This is a genomic window from Staphylococcus delphini, assembly GCF_900636325.1.
Taxonomy (GTDB): domain Bacteria; phylum Bacillota; class Bacilli; order Staphylococcales; family Staphylococcaceae; genus Staphylococcus; species Staphylococcus delphini.
In genome coordinates this window covers 1,363,986-1,386,231 of record NZ_LR134263.1, presented here as the reverse complement: position 1 = coordinate 1,386,231, position 22,246 = coordinate 1,363,986, and the positions used below count along the sequence as shown (strand labels likewise).

The following is a 22,246-nucleotide window of genomic DNA, read 5'->3' as shown; positions in this document are numbered from 1 at the left end:
ATGCACTCCTAATTCCAAACTCGCGTCACTGTGTAAATATCCCCGAGTTGTTTAATTTTATCTGCAACTCTATAAACTTCATGTACATTTTTTACCATAATACTTAAATTAATGACAGCATTTCTATCAACGTCTGATTTCCCAGCAACTTTAATCAACTGACTCGAAGTACTGTTCACAGCTTGAAGTACCTCATTGAGTAAGCCATTACGATCATATGCAGTCACTTCTAAATCGACTTGATATTTTTGTGAAGCATCTTTAGATTTCACCCATTCTACATCGATTAAACGTTCATTTTCGTTTTTAATATTCGGGCAGTCTGTACGGTGAACTTTAATGCCGTGACCTTTCGTAATATAGCCGACAATACGGTCACCAGGAATCGGATTACAGCATTTTGATAATTTAATAAGGACATTATCTAATCCTGCTACATAGACGCCTGAATCTGTCGTAATCGAATCTTTAATCGGTGCAGCTTTTGTTACTTCTTGCGCTTGATTCAATGCTTTTTGTTTATGTTCAATACGTAAACGCTCAGACAGTTTATTCACGATTTGTAATGCTGTCACACCACCAAAACCAACTGACGCATATAAATCGTCTTCATTAGCGAAATTGTATTTATCATTCACAATTTTAATATTTTTTTCAGTTAGTAACTCTTCTGGTCTAAAACCTTGTTCTTTCAATTCTGCTTCGACCATAAACTTCCCTTTTTCAATATTGGACGAGCGGTCTTGCTTTTTGAAGAAACTTTTTATTTTACTTTTCGCACTTGACGAACGGACAATTTTCAACCAATCTCGACTTGGGCCATACGAATGTTTACTCGTACGAATTTCAACAATGTCCCCAGTTTGGAGTACATAATCAATCGGTACAATTTTCCCGTTAACTTTGGCACCAATCATTTTATTACCCACTTCACTATGGATGGCATACGCAAAATCAATAGGCACTGCGCCATAAGGTAATTCAATGACATCACTTGCCGGCGTAAACGCATATACTTTATCACTTTGTAAATCGAACTTCATCGACTCGATAAATTCTTGGGCATCTGAAGACGTATGATCCGTTTCTGCAATATCTTTTAACCAATTTAACTTTTTATTATAGTTTTCATTATCTTTATCAATTTGCTTGCCTTCTTTATAAGCCCAGTGTGCCGCAACACCATGTTCTGCAATTTCGTGCATCTCAAATGTTCGAATTTGAATTTCAAGAGGATCACCATTAGGGCCTACAACTGTTGTATGTAAGGATTGATACATATTTTGTTTTGGCATCGCAATATAATCTTTAAAACGGCCTGGCATCGGTTTCCATAAAGTATGTACCAAACCTAAAACGGCATAACAATCTTTAATCGAATGAACGATGACACGGACAGCAAGTAAATCAAAAATTTGATCGAATTGCTTTTTTTGCTTCATCATTTTGCGATAAATACTATAAATATGTTTCGGACGGCCATTAATGTCACCAGCAATATCCATAATATCCATTTCTTTGCGGATATTTTCAATCGCATTTTCAATATACGCTTCACGTTCACTACGCTTTTTCTTCATGAGATTGACAATTCTGAAATACTGTACATTGTCGATATATCTTAATGCAATGTCTTCAAGCTCCCATTTAATCGTATTGATCCCTAAACGATGTGCTAATGGCGCATAAATCTCTAATGTCTCTTTAGAAATACGAATTTGTTTCTCACGAGGCATCGCACGTAATGTTCGCATATTATGTAAACGGTCTGCCAATTTCACTAAAATGACACGCACGTCTTTAGCGATGGCAATGAATAATTTTCTATGATTTTCAGCTTGTTGCTCTTCTTTTGAACGGTACTTCACCTTTTTCAATTTGGTTACGCCATCTACAATCGTTGCAATTTCTACATTAAACATTTCCGCGACATCATCAAAAGTGTATGGCGTGTCTTCAATCACATCATGTAAAAAACCAGCAACAATCGTAGGCCCATCAAGATGCATTTCTGTTAGGATACCTGCGACTTGGATGGGGTGCATAATATATGGTAAACCGTTTTTACGAAATTGTCCTTCGTGTGCCTTATAAGCGATATGATAACTTTTGAGCACGTATTCATACTGCTCTTTATCGAGATATTGTTTCGCTTTGTGTAAAACTTCGTCAACACTATATGGATATTCGTTATTCATATGGTCACCCCCACGTTATCAATAATAATACTATCATACTACATGATTTGAAATAATTGAACCGAATCATGAAGCATATTGATGAGAAATTCCGCTTTGGATGTAATCATTTTTGCTTTTTGAACATGTATTCCTTTTTGAACATGTATTCCTTTTTGAACATGTCACATGCATGCGATTGCCGTCCTGGACTCGCGTTCCCAGGGGCTGATCCTTCAACTAACCAACGCTTTGATTTTACGGTGACACTTGTTGAAGCGTTGGTGGATTTTCCGGATCAGCTGTTCCCTCGGGAGTCTCGTCCGTCCGTCAATCATGCATGAATAGCAGTATGGAAAGGTGAGCACCTCATGTACACGACAAAATCAACGTCATCAAAATACTTAGTCTATTCTTAGCAAATTTTGTAGAAATCGTAGGCACAATAAACTCTGGCACATCAAACCACTAAAACATCACTATAATCAAGCGCAGTCAATTACACGAACATCTTTTGTAAGAAGCCTTGTTTACGTTGTTTTAAAAGGTCGATTTTTTGAGATTGGATTTCGATTTGTCGATCCAGCTTACTGAAGAAATTACCTATTTTTTGTTGTTCAAGTATTATTGGTAAAGAAAATTTAAATTTCGCGTATTCTTCACTGTTAATTCCTGGCTGCCCTGATCTAACCGACATGACTGATACCCAGTTTTCGAATTGTTTTGTTAACGTGTTATGGTATATGAAATCGGCCATATTTCCTTCCTTGATTTCAAATTTTATGAGGAAGCCTGCGAAATAATACTTTTTATCTAAATCAAAATCTCTATGGATATATGACTTTCCTGTACTGGCACCTGTTCTTGCAAATAAAATATCATTTTCCTTAAGTAAGTATTTTTTATCAATTCGGTCTGGAGAAGTAAATTGATCTTGATTAAGTTTCCTACTTACTTCATTAATATCAGTTATTCTCACATATACATTTTCCCCATCAAATTCGGTTGCTGTCGCTCCAATACCGTACACCCCTTTATTGCTTATATCCCCTAGTTCCTTCTCTTCCCACGCTGGATATTCTTCTCCATTTTCATCTTTAAACCGAAGTTTCTGTGAGAAAATCTTTTGCATATAGCCTTTTTTCTGTTCTACTAACAAAGCTAATTTTTCTTCCTCTAACTCAATTTGTCGATCAAGTTTACTGAAGAAATCGCCAATCTTTTGTTGTTCTTCTACCTCATCTGGTAAGTTAAACTTTATTTTACTGATTTCATTAAAGTTCAGTCCTTCTCTGCTACCACCACTTTGTGCCATAAATATCCTTTTTTGTCCCTTTGGTGATATTATAAACTGGCCTATAAAATTATAGTTGTAATGTTCTTTTAACCTTATTATACACACATGTTGATTTAAATTAGCATAACCTTCTTTTATTGTGTTCACTGTACTTCTACCAATGGAAGCGCCTGTAATATTCAATAAAATATCTCCATAATAAGTTCTACTATTTTTCATATTTTCATCTGTATTTTCATCAATATAAACCAATTCGCTTAAATCCAATATTCCATACTGCACGTTTTGACTTCTAAGAAATGGGATTCCATTATTTAGATACACTGAACTACCACCCAATGGCGTTTTTCCACTACCTATCTTTGTTGTAGCTTCACCTAAAGTTATAATTCTCCACTCATCTTCAAACTCAGGAAATCGTAACTCTGGGACATTTCTCTTTAAATCAGTCATTCTGTACCACTCCCAGTTCTTTCAAATAACTGTTGATTTCTTCTTCAACTTGGGCGATGTCGTTGTCGATGTTGGCAAGGTCTTGTTGGATTTGGTCAAGGTCAATCGGTGCTTCTTCCTCAAAGGTGTCGACGTAGCGTGGGATATTGAGGTTGTAGTCGTTGTCCTCAATTTCTTGTAATGTTGCGGCGTAGCTATATTTATCAATGGTTGCTCTGTTTTTGTATGTGTTCATGATTTTTTCAACGTGTTCGTCATTTAAATGGTTTTGGTTTTTGCCTTTTTCGAATGCGTTCGAGGCATCGATAAATAACACGTTTTGGTCGGCTTTACGGCATTTTTTAAAGACAAGAATACATGTTGGGATACTTGTGCCGTAAAAAATGTTCGCCGGTAAGCCGATGACCGCATCTAAAGTATTTTTCTCTTCAATCAAATATTTGCGGATAACCCCTTCTGCGGCACCCCGGAATAGGACGCCATGAGGTAACACGACAGCCATCGTCCCTTCGTCATCTAAATAGTGCACCATATGTTGGATAAATGCGAAGTCGGCTTTTGATTTCGGCGCAAGTTTACCATATCCACTGAAGCGATCGTCATCGTTGAATTTGCTGTCTGCGGACCATTTCGCGCTGTAGGGTGGATTGGCTACCACGGCGTCAAATTTCTCACCTAAAAAGGCAGGATTTTCCAACGTATCGTCATTTTGAATGTCGAAATTTTCGTAACGTACATTATGTAACAACATGTTCATGCGTGCTAAGTTGTATGTCGTATTGTTGCGCTCTTGCCCATAGTAACGATACACTTTCGTTTCTTTACCGACACGTAACAATAGTGAACCTGATCCACATGTCGGGTCGTACACATTGCGGAGTTTGTCTTTCCCTAAAGTGACGATTTGCGCTAAAATTTTCGACACTTGTTGTGGCGTATAGAATTCGCCCGCTTTTTTACCTGCATTGGCTGCGAAACGACCGATTAAAAATTCGTACGCATCCCCTAACATGTCAATTTCCATATCGCTATGCACAAACGGTAAGTCCGCCAAGTTCACCATCACTTTACTTAATAACGCCGTCCGATCTTTCACCGTATTGCCCAAACGTGTAGAGCTTAAATCCATATCACTGAACAAGCCGATAAAGTCTTCTTCACTTTCTTGGCCCAGTGTCGACGTTTCGACTTTACGAATCGCTTGAGCTAAATGTTCGATATCGAAGCGTTGGTTCTCAATTTCTTTCACCATTGTGCTAAATAAATCTTGTGGCTCGATATAGTAACCGACTGTGTCTAACAATTCTGCTTTCAAATCTTCACGATACTCGGGATCTTCCCAAGCTTCTGCGTAGGTCACATTTTCTCCTGATAATGCATCCGCTACTTCCGCCTCTGCTTTTTCGGATAAGAAGCGATAAAAAATGAGTCCTAAAATATAATTACGGAACTCGCTCGCATCCATATTCCCTCTTAAGTCATTCGCAATTGCCCATAATCGTTTATGTAATTCAGCTTGTTGTTGACGCTGTTTTTCAGTAATTGACATTGTCTTTCCTCCATTTTACGCTCTTACCCCTTATTATAATATATGATCAAATGAGATAGGGTGGCATTTACGTCTTTTCAATATTAACTCTCCTGAAACATGCTCAAAACGCTCATCATTCATCATCCTCACATCGATAATTATGGATTAAAGGGATGGCAAAATGACAACGAGACTACATTACTCCTCCTCTACTATTCACACCATCGTATATCAATAATCATTTGAATCAAATACTTCATTGAAAAGGGCTCATATCACATCCAACTTCTGGCCTTTTTTCCTATTTTCATGAAGTGCTAAAGATAACCCCGTTTCATTTCAAACTAAAACAACTCCACACATCTCTGCATGAAGTTGTTTCATCTCATTAACAATTATTCGTCATACTTAATTAAGCACATGACATCATAATCTTTAATTTTTTCCATACCATTTAAATACGCAAGCTCAATAATAAATGCAATACCCGCAACAATACCGCCTTGTTTTTCAACGAGATTGATCGCCGCTTCAATAGTGCCACCTGTCGCTAATAAATCATCTGTAATTAAGACACGTTGACCCGGTTTAATCGCATCTGCATGCATCGTTAATACATTGCTACCGTACTCTAAGTCATATTCGTAACGGATGACTTCACGTGGTAATTTCCCTTCTTTACGTACAGGTGCGAATCCAATGCCCATCGCATAGGCTACTGGGCACCCGATAATAAATCCACGGGCTTCCGGTCCAACAACGATATCCACATTTTTTTCTTTCGCAAACTTAACGATTTGATCTGTGGCATAACCGTAAGCTTCACCGTTATCCATAATGGTTGTAATATCTTTAAAATTAACCCCTGCTTTTGGCCAATCTTTTACTTCTGATACATATTGTTTTAAGTCCATTAAAATCCTCCTCATTCATTCCGTGCCAATTCATTTTCTATCCAAGACTTAATGGCGCCAAATTCTTCATAAAGTAACTGCTTTTCTACCTCAATCCGCTGTACACGCGCTTGATAAACACGGCTAGAGGTGATAGGTTGTTTATATGTCGAATGCACAATCTCGATTATACCATTATTTTGAGAAATGATTCCAAGATCAAGGAAAACTTTTAAAATAAATTTGAGCATCATCGGCTTAACGTTAATAAATTGACTTAGAGCCACCCCGTCTTTTTGTAAATCGGTTTGTCCTTTTTGGTACAATGCTTTATAACAATTTTTAAAATCTGCAGGCTGTGGTAACCCTTCAAAATAAATCGAACGGTCATGTTGAAACACTAAATATACTTGAGATGTATTTAAATAATGACAAGATAACTTAATATCCTCCATCGTTAAAGGTAAGTCACGCATCACACATTTGTCATACTGCTGTGGAATGTTTTCACCGTAGTAATATTCGTGCGCTGATGTTTTGTCTTGATTCGGATGGATTAAATAACAAACATGTTGATCATCCTCAAATACTGGCAAACGTTTATTTTTACTACGATAATCTAAAATTTGACGTTCATTACTTTTCATATCTGTCAAAACCATTTGTGCCGTACGATTACCGTTCCACTCATTAATCTGAAGTTCACCTGTGACATCGACATGTTGGTTCGGCATTAACTCACTTGATAACGCACCTTGATTCCAAAATAGCGCTTGTAAATTTTGTTCGACAAAGGTCATCTTTAAGTGGGCTTGTTGTTGCCCAATACCTTTACTTTGTAACACCGTCAGACCATTAACTTGAATGATTGGTCGTTTAAAATCTGTCCCAAACGGTCGTAAACGCTCAATCGATTGAATTTGTTCCACCGTAATGTGTCCGACATCTACAGTGACGTCCACTTTTTGAATCGGTTGTAAGGCGGTCGTATCAATGTGCGTGCGCATCCAATCGTTTAATCCTTCACGTAATGCGGAGACTTGGTCGATAGGTAAAGTTAAACCTGCCGCCATATGGTGCCCACCAAATTTAGAAATTAAAGTTTGTTGTGACGATAATGCTTCAAACATTGACACTTGCGTAATACTTCGAGAAGACCCTTTTGCATGTTGTTGTTCGTGGTCAATGTTTAATACCATTGTTGGCAAATGGAAAGTTTCGACAATTCTTGAGGCAACGATACCTAGGACCCCTTCATGCCAATCTTCTTTGGCGAGAACTAAAAAGTGTTCGCCTGCTTGGACTGCATCTTCAGCCATGACCATAGCTTCATCAACAATCGTTTGTACAATCTCTTTCCGTTCAACATTGAAATGTTCGACTTGTTCAGCTAAAAAGAGTGCTTCATCTTCATCGTCTGTCATGAGTAATTCTGCCGCAAGTGTCGCATCGTCTAACCGTCCTACCGCGTTTAACCTCGGTCCAACGATAAAGCCGATTGTCTCTTCCGTCACTGTATCATTAAATTGTGCTTGATTGAGGAGAGCTGCAATTGAAACGGGTGGACTTTCATTCAATAAATTCAAACCATGTTGAACGATAAAGCGATTTTCATCTGTTAACGAAACAAGATCCGCAATGGTACCTATCATTGCATAAACCCAAAATACATTCGGAACATCACCGAGCAAACTTTGAGCTAATTTCAGCGCTACACCTGCGCCACACAAACTATAAAATGGATAATCATAATCCGGATGCATCGGGTGAACAATCGCATACGCTGCTGGTAATGTATCACCTATTTCATGGTGGTCAGTCACTATGACATCCACACCTAAATTTTGAACCATTTCGATTTCTGCATGACCTTGAATACCATTATCTACCGTAATGATGAGAGAAACCCCTTCATCATACGCATTTTTGAACGCGGGCTCACTCGGACCGTAGCCTTCAGTGAAACGGTTAGGAATATACCAACCGACAATTGCTCCTAATTGTTGGAGTGTCTTGACCATAATCGTTGTAGACGTCACGCCATCTGCGTCATAATCACCGTACACTAATATTTTTTCTTGATTTTGAATTGCTGTATGTATACGTTCGACAGCTTTATCCATATCGCTTATCAAACTTGGATCATGCATATTGTCTTTAGATGCAGCTAATATTTGTGCAAGTTGTGTTGCGTCAGTATAGCCTTTACTTTCTAAAATATAGCGCATCAAAGGGGTTAATTTATATTGATCAACCAATGCGTCGTCCATCGATTGACGATTTGTATCGGTTTGCCATTGAAATTTAGATTTTATCATATCATTCACCGCCACTTTCTCCACAAAGTATTATATCGAAAATCCATCAAAATAAAAAGAACGAGAGGCTAAGACATCTGATCCGTCTTAACCCCTCTTTGTATAATGTGTGAAATCTATACTAATACTTTTTCTTCATTCGTACGTTTACGTTTATACACGACAAGTTTATGATGAGGTGATTTACGTAATTCGCGTTTCTTCAACATGCCCCATAGTGGTACGGCAATAATGATTGACGAATATACACCAGACAATAGTCCGATTAACAGCGCGAGCGAGAAGTTGAAAATACTTGACGCACCTAACACAAGTAGGGCGATAACCACGATGACTACTGTCAACACCGTATTAATAGAACGCGTCAATGTTTGGCGAATAGAACTATTAACAATGTAGTCAATTTGTTCCTCTTTCGTAATGACTTTTATTTTCGATAACATCTCACGTACACGGTCAAACGTTACGATCGTATCATTGATTGAATAACCGATAATCGTTAGTACCGCTGCAATAAACGTAATGTCAACCTCTAGTCTGAACAAACTAAAGACCGCAATAATCATAAATGCATCATGTAACAAGGATATGATAGAGGCAATACCCATGCGCCATTCAAAACGTAATGAAATGTAAATGATCATGCCGATTGAAGCAATAAGTACGGCTAACATTGCATTTTTCGCTAATTCTTGTCCAATGATTGGTGAAACCGTATTGACTGACGGTTCTTTACCATATTGCGATTTCAATGTATCTGTTACTTTTGCGACTTCATCTTTATTCAAGTCACGTTTAAATTGCATCGAAGCATTTTCATTGTTACTACCACCGATAGACAGTTGATTTGGTTTGAGATCAATCGATTCCATCGTTTTTTCAACTTGTGCTTGTGTCAATTTTTGGTTACTTTGTAAGTCAACACGTGTACCTGATGTAAAATCAATGCCTAAATTCAACTTCAAAATCGCAAGAATGATGACACCTGCTAAAATCACGACACCACTCAATGCAAATAACGGTTTTGCCCATTTCATGAAATCTACTTTATCATACGGCGTGCTTAATTCATGTACATCATAACCTTTGTTAATATCATGAATTTGTGATTTTTTAACACCAAACCACCATAATTTTTTCTTTAAGACATTAGAATGTACCACGAGTGATAATAAAATACGTGTTAAAAATACAGCTGTTACGAAACTCATCAGAATCGCAAGTAATAACATCGTAGCGAACCCTTTGACTGAACTTTCACCAAAGAAGAAAAGTACAGCTGCCGCTAACACAGTCGTTAAGTTAGCATCGAGAATGGTAATAAATGAACTCTTATTCGCTTTCTTATACGCTTGCTTTAATGTGCGACCGATACGAATTTCGTCTTTAATCCGTTCGTACATAATGATATTTGCATCGACGGCCATACCGACACCAAGAACGAGTGCGGCTAAACCTGGTAATGTGAGCACACCAGAAATAAAGTTAAATGCAACCATAGTTAAGTAGATATACGTCGTTAATGTAATTACAGCTACAATACCTGGTAAACGATAGAATAACAGCATAAATAAGAAAATAATGCCGATACCAATCATAGACGCATTAATTGTTTTATCTAAAGCATCTTGTCCAAATTGCGCACCCACTGATGTTGAGTAAATTTCTTTTAATTCTACAGGAAGTGAACCTGAATTTAATAAGTCAGCAATTTGTTTCGCTTCAGAAATACCTTTTTCACCTTGGAAGCCACCAGAAATTTCAACGTTCGTCGAATTGATCGGTTGGTTTACAGAAGCGGCAGAAATAAATTTAGGATCTTCTTTCGTTTTTTCTTTTTCGTAACTGTCGCCTTTTTCAAAATCTAACCAAACGACCATCACATTTTCTTGCTTTTTAGAAATTTTTTCTGTTACTTTTTTAAATTTATCACTGTCTTTTAATTTGAAAGTCACAGCGGGTTGATTCGTATTTTGTTTAAACTCTTGCTTAGCTGAACCTTGCACAAGATCTTTACCTGTTAATAAAACTTTGTCATCTGCATCACGAATCGTTAAGTTCGCTTGTGAAGACAAAATTTTACGTGCTTGGTTTTGGTCTTGTACCCCTGCTAACTGAACGCGGATACGGTTTTGATCTTCAACTTGAATTTTAGGTTCTGATACCCCGAGAACATTGACACGACGTTCTAACGTTTTAGCTGTCGATTGTACTGCGGTATTATCAATTTTGTCACCATCTTCAAGTGGATTAACTTGGTACAACACTTCAAATCCACCTTGAAGGTCAAGTCCTAAGTTAACATTTTTGATTACACTTTTATATGTCGCACCCATGCCCGCAAACAAGAGTACTACAAGTAATATAAAGGTAATCAGTCTACTTACTTTTTTCACATGAACACCTCATTTAATCTTATGTCACAAGCATACTTGAATTATTCCGTTTAGTGCAAGTCATTTTTGAGCAACCAATAAAAAAGACATGGTGATAAGCCATGTCCTTTATTGTATGCAAACTTACGGATACAATCAATGATTATGAAGGGTCAACTTGCTTAATGGCTTGCTTTTCAAAAGTCAATTCTGTACCTTTACCGTTTACAGTAATAACCGCTGATGTTTCATCTACTGCACGAACTGTACCTTTGATGCCGCCGATTGTAGTCACGCGTTGACCTGCTTGTAATTGTTCAACCATTTGGCGATGCTCTTTCGCACGTTTTTGTTGTGGACGAATCATAAAGAACCACATCACTACAAACAGTAAGACTAATGGCAATAAACTAATAAGTGAAGACATAAATCATAACTCCTATCTAGAAATTTTTCGGATTATCAACATTCAGACCGTATTGTTCGAAAAATTCCTCTTTAAAATCTAAAAGACGGTCTTCTCGAATAGCCTGTCTAATGTTCTCCATTAATTTTAACAGAAAATGAAGATTATGGTAAGTAGTAAGGCGAATACCAAATGTTTCATCTGCTTTAATCAAGTGTCGCAAGTATGCACGCGTATAGTTTTGACACGTATAACAATCACAATTTTCATCTAATGGACGGAAATCATCTTTAAATTGTGCGTTTTTTACGACGAGGCGCCCTGTTGATGTCATACAAGTACCATTACGTGCAATACGTGTAGGCAACACACAGTCAAACATATCCATACCGCGAATACTACATTCAATCAAGGCATCCGGCGAACCCACACCCATTAAATAGCGCGGTTTATCTTTTGGCATAAACTTCTCCGTATGTTCTACCATTTCGTACATGACAGGTTTCGGTTCGCCAACTGACAATCCACCAATCGCATAACCAGGAAAATCAAGTTTCACAAGTTCTTCAGCAGACTGTTGACGTAAATCTTTATATTCGCCACCTTGAATAATACCAAATAACGCTTGATCTTCGGGACGTTGATGCGCTGCTAAACAACGCTCAGCCCATCGAGTTGTACGCTCTAATGAGTTTTTTACATAATCGTATTCGGCAGGCATCGGTGGACATTCATCAAACGCCATAATAATATCTGAACCTAAGTCGTTTTGGATTTTAATAGAATCTTCAGGTGAGAGGAATAATTTCGAACCATTTGTATGATGGCGGAATTCTACACCTTCTTCTGTAATTTTACGCAAGTTACTTAAACTGAATACTTGGAAGCCACCAGAATCTGTTAAAATCGGGCCATCCCAGTTCATGAACTTGTGTAATCCCCCAGCTTGTTTCACGATATCATTTCCAGGTTGCAACCATAAATGATACGTATTACCAAGCAAAATTTTAGTGTTCATTTGTTTTAATTCTTCTGGGCTCATTGTCTTCACCGTTGCTTTCGTTCCTACTGGCATAAACATCGGCGTTTCAAATGAACCATGAGGCGTGTGCACAATCCCTAAACGTGCACCCGACTGTTTACAAGTTTTAATATGCTCATATGTTACTGCAGGCATCATATTCTCCTCTCAAACTAAATAATAATCATCGCGTCACCGAAACTAAAAAATCGATACTTTTCAGCAACTGCATGGTGATAAGCTGATAACACAAATTGACGTGAACTAAATGCTGACACGAGCATCACCAGTGTTGATTTCGGCAAATGGAAGTTTGTAATTAAACCGTCAATGGCCTTAAATTCAAATCCAGGATAAATAAAAATATTAGTCCAACCACTCGTCGCTTGGAATGAATCAAACTGTCTACGAATCGTTTCAAGTGTACGTGTGGACGTTGTACCTACAGAAATAATTCGATGTCCGGCTGCTTTCGTTTGATTTAAAATATCCGCTGTTTCTTGTGACATTTGGTAATATTCACTATGCATTTCGTGGTCATCGATATTGTCTACACTGACAGGTCGAAACGTGCCTAAACCAACATGTAACGTAACAAATGCAATTTGAACACCTTGACGTCGGATGTCGTCTAATAAAGCATCTGTAAAATGTAGTCCAGCTGTCGGTGCGGCTGCTGACCCTGATGCTTTAGCGTAAACCGTTTGATAACGTTCTTTTTCATCTAAACGTTCTTTAATATAAGGCGGCAATGGCATTTCACCGAGTTCATCTAGTCTTTCTTGCAAAATCCCTTCATAACTTAAACGCATGATACGTCCGCCTTGATCCAACTCTTTAATACAAGTCGCTTTAATCGTACCTTCACCAAAACTCAACGTTTGTCCGAGCTTAATACGTTTCGCCGGTTTTAAAAGCACTTCCCAATCATCACCTTCAATTTGTGTCAGCATTAACATTTCTACTTTGGCGTTCGTCTCTTCTTTTATTCCAAACAAACGTGCCGGCATCACGCGTGTATCATTCAGCACTACCGTATCTCCAGGTTGGAAAAAGCGGGTGATATCCTTGAAATGTAAATCCTCAGTCTCCCCAGTGTCACGATTCAAATATAATAAACGACTTTGATCTCGCTGTTTAAGTGGGGTTTGAGCAATGAGTGATTCAGGTAATTCGTAATCAAATTCTTCTATATTCAAAATAATGACTCCTTCACTTATGGGCTCGTATATTTAAAATGTTCGTACGCATAAGGTGTTGCTTTTCGGCCTCGAGGGGTACGCTCTAAAAACCCTTTTTGAATGAGAAACGGTTCATAAACATCTTCAATCGTCACTCTTTCCTCACCAATTGAGACAGCAATCGTGTCCAAACCTACAGGACCTCCCCGATACTGTTCAATAATACAAGCCATCATTTTATGGTCGATATAATCCAACCCTTCATCGTCCACTTGAAGCAATTTCAACGCATGCTTCGTAGTTTCAATATAAATCATATCGTCTTGTTTCACTTGTTGAAAATCACGAATCCGTTTCAACAAGCGATTGGCAATACGTGGCGTCCCTCGACTTCTTTTCGCAATTTCAAAGGCACTTTCTTCATCAATGGCTGTTCCTAATACTTCTGCTGTTCGTATAATAATTTGTGTTAATTCTTCTTCCGTATAATATTCAAGCCTTAAATGCACACCAAAACGATCTCGCAGTGGACTCGTCAAACTACCAGCACGCGTCGTTGCACCAACTAAAGTAAATGGTGGCAAGTCAATACGAATACTTCTCGCTTCGTCACCTTTACCTACAATGATATCTAAGAAAAAGTCTTCCATCGCTGGGTAAAGCACTTCTTCAACAACGCTACTTAAACGATGAATTTCATCAATAAAGAGCACATCACCGGGTTGTAGACCTGTTAAAATGGCAGCTAAATCACCTGGTCGTTCAATCGACGGGCCAGAAACAGTACGCAAATTAACATCCATTTCATTTGCGATAATGTGTGACAAAGTCGTTTTACCTAAACCAGGTGGGCCAAAAAGTAAGACGTGATCTAATGGCTCCTCACGAATTTTAGCGGCTTGTATAAACACATCAAGGTTTGACTTAATTGCAGACTGCCCTATGTATTGTCTTAAGCGCTCGGGCCTTAATGACAATTCAAATGTGTGTTCATCTACTTGTTCATGTCCATCCATCATTCGGTCTCGATCCATATACATCACCTCTTTATGAAATCAATTGTTTTAATCCATACTTAACAGCTTCGTCAACATCACTAAATGTCTGTTGCTGCATCGCTTTTTCCACTTTTTTCAGTTCACGTTTAGAGTACCCTAACGCCTCTAACGCAAGTAAAGCTTCTTGTACAGCATGATTATCCTGTTCTGTCGCTATATCTAACAAGCCTTCGCTCACTTCTTCCGTGACAATGACTTTACCTTTTAAATCAAGCACAATTTGACGGGCCGTCTTTTTACCGATACCTGGAAATTGTGTTAAATAGGCATCGTTTTCATTTTCAATCGCACGTTTCACTTCATTTGGCGAACTTGCTGCTAAAATGGCTAACGCTGACTTAGGACCTATCCCTGTTACTTTAATCAAACTTAAAAACATATCTTTTTCTTCTTGATCAATGAAACCATAAAGCAATTGCGCATCTTCACGTACAATGAGTGAAGTATACACTTTCACCGTTTGATCTAAATGTTTTTGAAAGCGATATGAGTTGGGTGTTTGAATTTCATATCCGATACCAGATGTCGTTTCAACGATGATATGCGTCGGATGCAGAGCTGTTAATTTTCCAGAAATATATGCATACATTCAATAGCGCTCCTTACATGTTCATTCCAATAATGTCTACGTTATATACATTTTCCATTTGACGTAGTTCATTAATGATTTGATAGGGTCCCCACTTCGCATTTCGACCGTCTAAAGATAACGTAATTGATGCTTTTTGATCAGTAGGGACACTTTGATGAATCGTTAATACAGAAAGATTTAACTCAGAAAGTTTTTCGAGAATTTGAGCTAATATACCCACTTTATCTGTTACAAATAAAATAATCGTAAAAACTTCGGTCTGTTGCTGAACATCTTCTAACGGAAATATAGTATCTCTATATTTGTAAAACGCACTCCGCGAACAATCATGCATATCTACAGCTTCTTGAATCGTAAGTGATTGATCCGCCTTTAAAGAGGATTTCACTTGGAGCACGCGTTTTACAACATAAGGCAATACATCTTCACGAATAATATAAAATTGATGTTTCATCTACCATCGCAACCTCCACTCTCAATATTATTCGACAAATTCAAATTCTCCACCTAGAATACGTACAATATCTCCATTTTCAGCGCCACGTTCTCTCAATGCATCATCAATACCCATTGAGCGCATTTGTCTCGCAAAACGACGAATCGCTGGTTCACTGTTAAAGTCAGTCATTTTAAACATACGTTCAATGGCGTTACCACTGACAACATATGCGCCATCATCATCATGTGTAATTGTAAACTTATCTTGTGACGGTGTATGTTTATAAAGAACACGGTTGACGCCGACCTCTTCTTCTTTCGCAGAGAAATCAACATCTTTGACTTCTTCAAGTGTATTTGCAATTTCATAAAGCAATTGATCGATATTTTCTCGCGTATAAGACGAAATCGGTACAATGGTTACCGTCTCATCATTAAGTTGTTCTTTAAACATTTCGAGTTGTGCTTCAGCATCTGGCATATCCATTTTATTCGCAACAACGATTTGTGGACGATCCTCTAAACGTTGCGCGTACGCTTTAAGTTCGTGGTTGATAATTTGATAGTCTTCATATGGGTCACGGCCTTCCATACCGCTCATATCAATCACATGCACAATGACTTTCGTACGTTCCACGTGTCTTAAAAATTGATGACCTAAGCCTACACCTTCAGAGGCACCTTCAATTAATCCCGGTAAATCAGCCATTACGAAACTACGTTGGTCACGTGTTTCAACGACACCGAGGTTCGGTTGAATCGTAGTAAAATGATACGCGCCAATTTTAGGTCTCGCTTTAGAAACAATGGATAATAATGTAGATTTACCCACACTTGGAAAACCAACTAAACCGACATCTGCCAACAATTTAAGCTCTAATGTCACTTCGATCTCTTCACCTGGCTCACCATTCTCGCTAAAATCAGGCGCAGGGTTTTTAGGTGTCGCGAAACGAGAATTACCACGTCCGCCACGGCCCCCTTTAGCAACAACCGCACTTTGACCATGTTCAACGAGGTCAGCAAGTGTTTGCCCCGTCTCAACATCTTTAATAATCGTTCCAGGTGGGACTTTTAACACGAGATCCTCAGCATTTTTACCATGCATGTTACTACTTTGGCCATTGTCACCTTTTTTAGCTTTAAAGTGACGTTGATATCTAAAATCCATTAATGTACGTAAGCCTTCATCCACTTCAAACACGACTGAAGCCCCACGTCCACCATCACCGCCAGCTGGACCACCGAATGGGACATATTTTTCACGACGGTAGGCAGTGATACCATTACCGCCATCACCAGCTTTTAATGATATTTTTACTTGATCGACAAACATGTTTTCACCTCTTTTACTTTAATTTCTTTAGTGATACTTATCTATCACGTTATATTATATAACGATACGTTCGTTTAATATAAAAAATAAACACCAGAAGTTACCTTCTGGTGTCAAAGATTGACAAATTATTCAGCAACTGCATAAACAGAAACTTGTTTTTTGTCTCGACCTTTACGTTCGAATTTAACAACGCCGTCGATTTTAGCGAATAATGTATCATCGCCACCACGACCTACGTTTTCACCTGGGTAAATCTTAGTTCCACGTTGACGGAATAAGATAGAACCACCAGTAACGTATTGACCGTCAGCACGTTTAGCACCTAAACGTTTAGATTCAGAGTCACGACCGTTCTTAGTAGAACTTACCCCTTTTTTCGATGCGAAAAATTGTAAGTTTAATTTTAGCATGAGTTACACCTCACTTCAGATTTAATTTAATATACTCATTATATTCTTCTTCAATTGTTTGTAAAGAAATAAGTAATGATTGGAGTATTAACTGCGCCTGCTCGTTATTCGTATCCACAGCTCTCACATGAAAATACCCACCATCTTCAGAATAATCAATATCTGGACGTTCAGAAGTTAAGCCAATAATGGCATTCACACTTCCAAAAACAACTGCCGATGCACCTGCACAAACAATATCTTGACCGTGTTCACCATAATCTGCATGACCATCCATAATGACATCTGTAATTTGACCTTCGTCATTTAACTTAATATCAACATTAATCATGATTATGCATTAATCTTGTCGATTGTTAATTTAGTGTATGGTTGACGATGGCCTTTTTTACGTTTAGAGTCTTTACGACGACGGTAAGTGAAAACAGTGATTTTCTTACCACGACCTTGTTTGTTAACAGTTGCAGTCACTGTAGCACCTTCAACTGTAGGCGCGCCAACTTTAACGTTGTCTCCACCAACAAATAAAACTTTATCAAAAGTGAAAGTGTCACCTTCATTTACGTCTAATTTCTCAACGAAAATCTCTTGACCTTCTTCTACTTTGATTTGTTTTCCACCTGTTTCAATAATAGCAAACATACTTTGCACCTCCTATTTATAAGTCACGCCATACATAGGTGACAAAATGTACTTAAAACCTATGTTTGAGCGGTTGTATGTAGCTATAAACTACTCAACTATTGCATCATACCATTCGTTTTACTTCGTGTCAATAGAACGTTTAGGATTTAAAAAATAGTTTGCAACGTAGTACAGGAATATCAGTAAAATCGCATTGAACAATAATGTCGGCAATATTCGAAATACGATAAATTGAATGAGATTGAAATCAACTAAACCGACAATTAAATAAAGCATAACGACAAAAACTTCTAGAAAAACAACACCCATCAACGTCATTACATAAACCATCACATGATCACGGAAAAATACTTTTAAAAACTTATCAGCAAATAGAATGGATACGATATACCCAAATAGGTAGACACCATAAATTTGTCCGAAAAACAAATCATGGACGGTACCTAAAAATACACCGAGAATTAAAGCGATACTGGTATTTTTATAAACCGCAATCAACACTAAAAATAAAAACACGAGATGGGGCACTAAAATAAAGCGATGCCCCCCTATTATCACCGGTGATAAGAAAGTTAAAACAGTATCTAAATAGAACATAAGTATCGCAACGAGAATATAGTAAATAGATTTCATTATGAGCCGTCACCCTCATCATTAACTATCGTTTTAGGATCTCTCTTTGCAATATAGACGTGGTCAAAATGGTTAATATTCGCACCGGTTTCAATCGCAACTTGTTTAGACAAACCGTATTGATCATTTTGAACTTTTTTCACTTCTCCTATGTAAAGCCCTTTAGGCAACTGATCACCTAAGCCACTCGTCACGACTTTGTCCCCAGCTTTAATCTCTTCATTATTATCTATATCACTAATAATGAGATGATTCGTTTTCTCATCGAAATGATCAATTAAGCCAAAAACTTCATGCCCATCATGTTGTACGTTAACAGATAAGCGATTTGTGCGCCCTTTAGTCGTGATTAAATGAATTTGAGATGAAAATTGATTCACTTTTGCGACGCGGCCGACTAAACCATCAGCTGTCATTACTGCCATGTTTTCTTTGATGCCAGATTTTTTCCCTTTATCAATGACAATCGTGTTTAACCATTGGTCAGGTTGTCGCGCTATGACAGCTGCAGTAATAGGTTCATATTCAGAAATATCGCTCATATCTAATTCTTTTTTGAGACTTTTATTTTCTGATTTAAGACGTTCATTTTCAGCTTCTAATTGTTTTTCTTTATTCGTTGGCTTTTCAGTCTTATGAAAAATGTCAGAAATTGAACCCGTAATAAAATGAATGGGATAAGAGAAAACCCTCTGTCCAAAAGAAGTGGTATCACTGACATACTGTTCAGGAACTGATTGTGCATGCGAACGAATTGATAATCCAATTAAAGCGATAAATAGTATTAATGCACAAAACAACACAACGAGTTTGTTGTTTTTAAAAAAATTGGACAACCTCAACACCTCAAATTATATTTCAATGTATGTACTGTTATTATTTTATATTACTCTGGAAAGTAAATAAAGTCCCATGCTGTACAATATTGATAAATATCCGTAAGAACATCATCATTTCGTTTCAAATTGCACGAAGATAATATCATAAAAAAGCGAGATAGAAATAGCTATTACACTTTAAGCCTTCTATCCCGCTTCAATCTATTTCTTATGATGATTCTTCCGATTGTTGTGCATGAGATTTTTCTTCATCTTCTTTATACAACGTTTCATCTTTACGCCATTTCGCAAATAAGTTTTGAGCTTTCAACTGCTCATTGCTTTGTTGCGCTTGATGGTTGTCAGACATCGCAAAATCACCTCTCAAAAATCTGTCTCATCCATAGCCTAACTTATTAAAAAAGTTATCTCAAGCTGTACACCTCAAGATCGGATTAATCATCGTTATCTTGTTGATACGCACTTAGAGGTTTCATTTGAATGGATGCACCAAGTTGATTCAGGTCATAATAAAGATCATGCTCTGTTGTATACACACGCATCGTATCATCGCCAAAACGATACAAAATAAACTGTGTATCGCGTTCTGCAATTAAAAATTCTTGATCATATCCCATACGTGTCATTTCATTGACTTGCATGAATTCATATTTATCAATCCAGTTAAATACATTTCTCATCTGACTTTTAGGTATATTTCTAAAAATGTCGTTTTCACTTTGAATATAGTGCCGTCCATTTAACGGTACGAGATACCCTTCATCATCAGTCACTTGGTACACTTCTTTATTTCCAACAGGATTCCATGGTTCGTTTTTAAAATTCGGTACAAACTTTAATGCAGCAAAAACGAGGGCGATGAGTAATACAATCATCATAAATAATTTAACAAGACTTTTAATTATCCGCATGAATGCCCTCCTTAAAAATATCTCTCATCAATATTACTCCTATCATTATACGTTATATTATAATGAATAAGATATTTAAAGACATCCATCCGAAGCATGATAAATATAACTTTAGAATGATGTGTTTGTTTCATAAAAATACTACAATATCAATAAAGGAGTGACATGAATGAACATTATCGCATTATTTATAATAATTTTACTTGCCGTTGTCTTGTTTAGAGTCAGTGTTTCAATTATTGGCTTTTTAATTAGACTCGGCTTGATGATATTAGTCGTCTATCTTGGTTATCAATTGTTTTTATGGTTTGTGAACTATATTTGATGACGAGAAGATAGGGCTTCATAAAGGGTATTGGGGCATGAATATTTTTTAAACGATTCGAATTAGTTAACGATTTGAATTTTATCATTGGCATCACATGGCTCGTATTCTAGGAAAAGACACCTCAGACGTTTAGACACTTTGAGCTCTTCAATATCAAAAATCGTTCAGCAATGAGAACATCCATTGATGATGAAGCAATGATAAAATTTTTATGCCCCCATTCCTTTCCTACTTTTTACGTTTCATTTGTTTCACTCATGATTGAAACATACGATTCTTCCCCAATCACAATATGATCTAACAACTCAATCCCCATCGCCTCTCCGCATGCAATCAACCGTTTCGTCGTTTCAATGTCCGCTTCTGATGGTGTTGCGTCCCCTGAAGGATGGTTATGAATCACGATAATCGCATTAGCAGACCATTTCAAAGCTGTTTTAAACACTTCTCTAGGATGTATGATGGCACTATTCAACGTTCCAATAAAAAGCGTTTGTTCATGAACAATTTGATTTTTCGTGTTTAAGATGAGTAAAACAAAATGTTCTTGATCATAATCCTTAAATTTTGCATAATAGCGTTCTGCAATTTGACTCGGCGAATGAATAGGTTCAGAGAGGTATTGCTTTTTATCCTCAGCTAAGCGACGTGACAATTCGAATACAGCGAGTAACGTTGTCGCCTTATTACGCCCTATTCCGACAAACTTTTCTAATTCAACTAATGACATGTTTCGAAGCGCTGTTAAAGACTGACATTGCGCTAAAATGTGTGAAGCAACTTGTATGCTAGAACGCCCTTTACTCCCAGTATTGATAATAATCGCAAGTAATTCTGTGTTCGACAATGCTTGACTGCCAAATTGAATCAGACGCTCTTTTGGTTTTTCATTGGTTGATAAGTCTTGAATGCGTGTCATAAAAATCCTCCATAAAATGAAATCAACTGTGGGTATATCGTAGAAACGGTTACAAATGCGATGAAAATAGCAGGCGCAAGTGGCACTCGACGTTGTTGTATCCAATTAAACATGAATGAAATCGGTAATAGTATACAGCCTATTGGAAAAATGAGTTCTAAAAAGAAGAGTAAAAACGGTACAGGGAAAAAGAAAATGACGATAAGGAATAATTTAATATCACCCATACCTATATAACTTTGTTGAATGCACCCTATCAAAAAAGTAGTCACCCAAAGTAACAGGTGTGGCATATCTAAATAGAAAGATGGATGTAGTACGACTAACAAAATGCAGATTAAGCAAAGGAGTCTATGAAGAATTAACTGTGTACGTATATCAACAATTGCAATCGTCAGTAATAGTAACGCCATGACATAAAACGTCTCAAGCGGAATATACACAGGAAACAACAACGGATAAATCATGATGCATCCCCCTAA

23 protein-coding genes and 1 other annotated feature are annotated in these 22,246 nt (G+C 37.5%); of the genes, 1 reads left to right on the top strand and 22 read right to left on the bottom strand.

Annotation, left to right across the window (positions count from 1 at the left end):
- Positions 1–8 precede the first annotated feature (8 nt).
- From EL101_RS06575 to EL101_RS06485, 20 genes are all read right to left on the bottom strand, one after another.
- Positions 9–2,198 carry a RelA/SpoT family protein gene (locus tag EL101_RS06575; RefSeq protein ID WP_096597107.1) on the bottom strand — a complete coding sequence of 730 codons (2,190 nt, stop codon included), beginning with the start codon at positions 2,196–2,198 and terminating at the stop codon, positions 9–11.
- 478 nt (positions 2,199–2,676) lie between these two features.
- On the bottom strand, positions 2,677–3,927 hold the full coding sequence (locus tag EL101_RS06570; protein ID WP_126489876.1) for a restriction endonuclease subunit S: 1,251 nt from the start codon (positions 3,925–3,927) through the stop codon (positions 2,677–2,679).
- Complete coding sequence (locus EL101_RS06565; RefSeq protein WP_096596915.1) at positions 3,920–5,476, bottom strand: type I restriction-modification system subunit M; 1,557 nt, start codon at positions 5,474–5,476, stop codon at positions 3,920–3,922. The genes EL101_RS06570 and EL101_RS06565 overlap by 8 nt, the downstream gene beginning before the upstream one ends.
- 377 nt (positions 5,477–5,853) lie before the next feature.
- Positions 5,854–6,372 carry an adenine phosphoribosyltransferase gene (locus EL101_RS06560; RefSeq protein WP_096545126.1) on the bottom strand — a complete coding sequence of 173 codons (519 nt, stop codon included), beginning with the start codon at positions 6,370–6,372 and terminating at the stop codon, positions 5,854–5,856.
- An 11-nt stretch (positions 6,373–6,383) separates the two neighbouring features.
- Positions 6,384–8,669 (bottom strand): single-stranded-DNA-specific exonuclease RecJ, encoded by a 2,286-nt coding sequence (gene recJ / locus EL101_RS06555; protein WP_142924900.1) that lies wholly within the window; start codon positions 8,667–8,669, stop codon positions 6,384–6,386.
- 116 nt (positions 8,670–8,785) lie between these two features.
- On the bottom strand, positions 8,786–11,065 hold the full coding sequence (secDF, locus tag EL101_RS06550) for a protein translocase subunit SecDF (RefSeq protein WP_096596909.1): 2,280 nt from the start codon (positions 11,063–11,065) through the stop codon (positions 8,786–8,788).
- 142 nt (positions 11,066–11,207) lie between these two features.
- Positions 11,208–11,471, bottom strand: coding sequence for a preprotein translocase subunit YajC (gene yajC / locus EL101_RS06545; RefSeq protein WP_019165144.1), 264 nt, complete (start codon positions 11,469–11,471; stop codon positions 11,208–11,210).
- A 16-nt stretch (positions 11,472–11,487) separates the two neighbouring features.
- Complete coding sequence (gene tgt, locus EL101_RS06540) at positions 11,488–12,627, bottom strand: tRNA guanosine(34) transglycosylase Tgt (protein WP_096588775.1); 1,140 nt, start codon at positions 12,625–12,627, stop codon at positions 11,488–11,490.
- Positions 12,628–12,644: 17 nt separating this feature from the next.
- Positions 12,645–13,670, bottom strand: a complete 1,026-nt coding sequence (gene queA, locus EL101_RS06535; RefSeq protein WP_096596907.1) for a tRNA preQ1(34) S-adenosylmethionine ribosyltransferase-isomerase QueA — start codon at positions 13,668–13,670, stop codon at positions 12,645–12,647.
- Positions 13,671–13,687: 17 nt separating this feature from the next.
- Positions 13,688–14,686 (bottom strand): Holliday junction branch migration DNA helicase RuvB, encoded by a 999-nt coding sequence (ruvB, locus tag EL101_RS06530; RefSeq protein ID WP_096556582.1) that lies wholly within the window; start codon positions 14,684–14,686, stop codon positions 13,688–13,690.
- A gap of 13 nt (positions 14,687–14,699) precedes the next feature.
- Positions 14,700–15,299, bottom strand: a complete 600-nt coding sequence (gene ruvA, locus EL101_RS06525; protein WP_096541620.1) for a Holliday junction branch migration protein RuvA — start codon at positions 15,297–15,299, stop codon at positions 14,700–14,702.
- 13 nt (positions 15,300–15,312) lie between these two features.
- On the bottom strand, positions 15,313–15,756 hold the full coding sequence (locus tag EL101_RS06520) for an ACT domain-containing protein (protein WP_014613718.1): 444 nt from the start codon (positions 15,754–15,756) through the stop codon (positions 15,313–15,315).
- Positions 15,757–15,783: 27 nt separating this feature from the next.
- Positions 15,784–17,076 (bottom strand): GTPase ObgE, encoded by a 1,293-nt coding sequence (obgE, locus tag EL101_RS06515; protein WP_096596905.1) that lies wholly within the window; start codon positions 17,074–17,076, stop codon positions 15,784–15,786.
- Positions 17,077–17,204: 128 nt separating this feature from the next.
- Positions 17,205–17,489 (bottom strand): 50S ribosomal protein L27, encoded by a 285-nt coding sequence (gene rpmA / locus EL101_RS06510; protein WP_037574233.1) that lies wholly within the window; start codon positions 17,487–17,489, stop codon positions 17,205–17,207.
- 10 nt (positions 17,490–17,499) lie between these two features.
- On the bottom strand, positions 17,500–17,820 hold the full coding sequence (locus tag EL101_RS06505; RefSeq protein WP_014613715.1) for a ribosomal-processing cysteine protease Prp: 321 nt from the start codon (positions 17,818–17,820) through the stop codon (positions 17,500–17,502).
- Positions 17,821–17,822: 2 nt separating this feature from the next.
- Positions 17,823–18,131 (bottom strand): 50S ribosomal protein L21, encoded by a 309-nt coding sequence (gene rplU, locus EL101_RS06500; protein ID WP_014613714.1) that lies wholly within the window; start codon positions 18,129–18,131, stop codon positions 17,823–17,825.
- 11 nt (positions 18,132–18,142) lie between these two features.
- Positions 18,143–18,216 (bottom strand) — a sequence feature (ribosomal protein L21 leader region).
- Positions 18,217–18,251: 35 nt separating this feature from the next.
- Positions 18,252–18,767, bottom strand: coding sequence for a rod shape-determining protein MreD (gene mreD / locus EL101_RS06495; RefSeq protein WP_096596902.1), 516 nt, complete (start codon positions 18,765–18,767; stop codon positions 18,252–18,254).
- A complete protein-coding gene (gene mreC, locus EL101_RS06490) occupies positions 18,767–19,603 on the bottom strand; it encodes a rod shape-determining protein MreC (RefSeq protein ID WP_096596899.1) in 837 nt (278 codons plus the stop codon). Before mreC ends, mreD begins: the two co-directional genes overlap by 1 nt.
- A gap of 211 nt (positions 19,604–19,814) precedes the next feature.
- The gene (locus EL101_RS13260) at positions 19,815–19,955 is read right to left on the bottom strand and encodes a hypothetical protein (RefSeq protein WP_015729273.1); all 141 of its coding nucleotides are present in this window, start codon (positions 19,953–19,955) and stop codon (positions 19,815–19,817) included.
- An 85-nt stretch (positions 19,956–20,040) separates the two neighbouring features.
- Entirely contained in the window at positions 20,041–20,517 is a 477-nt protein-coding gene (locus EL101_RS06485; RefSeq protein WP_096596896.1) for a DUF4930 family protein, read from the bottom strand.
- 169 nt (positions 20,518–20,686) lie between these two features.
- Here EL101_RS06485 and EL101_RS13255 point away from each other — a divergent pair, with 169 nt between their 5' ends.
- A complete protein-coding gene (locus EL101_RS13255) occupies positions 20,687–20,842 on the top strand; it encodes a hypothetical protein (RefSeq protein ID WP_019165135.1) in 156 nt (51 codons plus the stop codon).
- Positions 20,843–21,080: 238 nt separating this feature from the next.
- Here EL101_RS13255 and radC read toward each other — a convergent pair whose 3' ends face one another.
- Together radC and EL101_RS06475 are read right to left on the bottom strand one after the other, a co-directional pair.
- Positions 21,081–21,764, bottom strand: a complete 684-nt coding sequence (radC, locus tag EL101_RS06480) for a RadC family protein (protein ID WP_096596894.1) — start codon at positions 21,762–21,764, stop codon at positions 21,081–21,083.
- Positions 21,761–22,231, bottom strand: coding sequence for a prepilin peptidase (locus EL101_RS06475; RefSeq protein ID WP_240622756.1), 471 nt, complete (start codon positions 22,229–22,231; stop codon positions 21,761–21,763). The genes radC and EL101_RS06475 overlap by 4 nt, the downstream gene beginning before the upstream one ends.
- Between the last annotated feature and the right edge of the window lie 15 nt (positions 22,232–22,246).

What these genes read in the sequence shown, in the direction of transcription:
- EL101_RS06575 (WP_096597107.1), bottom strand. Translation starts at nt 2,198, where the DNA reads ATGAATAACGAATATCCATATAGTGTTGACGAAGTTTTACACAAAGCG.
- yajC (WP_019165144.1), bottom strand. Translation starts at nt 11,471, where the DNA reads ATGTCTTCACTTATTAGTTTATTGCCATTAGTCTTACTGTTTGTAGTG.
- EL101_RS06520 (WP_014613718.1), bottom strand. Translation starts at nt 15,756, where the DNA reads ATGAAACATCAATTTTATATTATTCGTGAAGATGTATTGCCTTATGTT.
- ruvB (WP_096556582.1), bottom strand. Translation starts at nt 14,686, where the DNA reads ATGGATCGAGACCGAATGATGGATGGACATGAACAAGTAGATGAACAC.
- EL101_RS13255 (WP_019165135.1), top strand. Translation starts at nt 20,687, where the DNA reads ATGAACATTATCGCATTATTTATAATAATTTTACTTGCCGTTGTCTTG.
- tgt (WP_096588775.1), bottom strand. Translation starts at nt 12,627, where the DNA reads ATGCCTGCAGTAACATATGAGCATATTAAAACTTGTAAACAGTCGGGT.
- mreD (WP_096596902.1), bottom strand. Translation starts at nt 18,767, where the DNA reads ATGAAATCTATTTACTATATTCTCGTTGCGATACTTATGTTCTATTTA.
- rplU (WP_014613714.1), bottom strand. Translation starts at nt 18,131, where the DNA reads ATGTTTGCTATTATTGAAACAGGTGGAAAACAAATCAAAGTAGAAGAA.
- EL101_RS13260 (WP_015729273.1), bottom strand. Translation starts at nt 19,955, where the DNA reads ATGTCTGACAACCATCAAGCGCAACAAAGCAATGAGCAGTTGAAAGCT.
- recJ (WP_142924900.1), bottom strand. Translation starts at nt 8,669, where the DNA reads ATGATAAAATCTAAATTTCAATGGCAAACCGATACAAATCGTCAATCG.
- EL101_RS06475 (WP_240622756.1), bottom strand. Translation starts at nt 22,231, where the DNA reads ATGATTTATCCGTTGTTGTTTCCTGTGTATATTCCGCTTGAGACGTTT.
- EL101_RS06570 (WP_126489876.1), bottom strand. Translation starts at nt 3,927, where the DNA reads ATGACTGATTTAAAGAGAAATGTCCCAGAGTTACGATTTCCTGAGTTT.
- EL101_RS06565 (WP_096596915.1), bottom strand. Translation starts at nt 5,476, where the DNA reads ATGTCAATTACTGAAAAACAGCGTCAACAACAAGCTGAATTACATAAA.
- rpmA (WP_037574233.1), bottom strand. Translation starts at nt 17,489, where the DNA reads ATGCTAAAATTAAACTTACAATTTTTCGCATCGAAAAAAGGGGTAAGT.
- EL101_RS06485 (WP_096596896.1), bottom strand. Translation starts at nt 20,517, where the DNA reads ATGCGGATAATTAAAAGTCTTGTTAAATTATTTATGATGATTGTATTA.
- EL101_RS06505 (WP_014613715.1), bottom strand. Translation starts at nt 17,820, where the DNA reads ATGATTAATGTTGATATTAAGTTAAATGACGAAGGTCAAATTACAGAT.
- obgE (WP_096596905.1), bottom strand. Translation starts at nt 17,076, where the DNA reads ATGTTTGTCGATCAAGTAAAAATATCATTAAAAGCTGGTGATGGCGGT.
- EL101_RS06560 (WP_096545126.1), bottom strand. Translation starts at nt 6,372, where the DNA reads ATGGACTTAAAACAATATGTATCAGAAGTAAAAGATTGGCCAAAAGCA.
- ruvA (WP_096541620.1), bottom strand. Translation starts at nt 15,299, where the DNA reads ATGTATGCATATATTTCTGGAAAATTAACAGCTCTGCATCCGACGCAT.
- radC (WP_096596894.1), bottom strand. Translation starts at nt 21,764, where the DNA reads ATGACACGCATTCAAGACTTATCAACCAATGAAAAACCAAAAGAGCGT.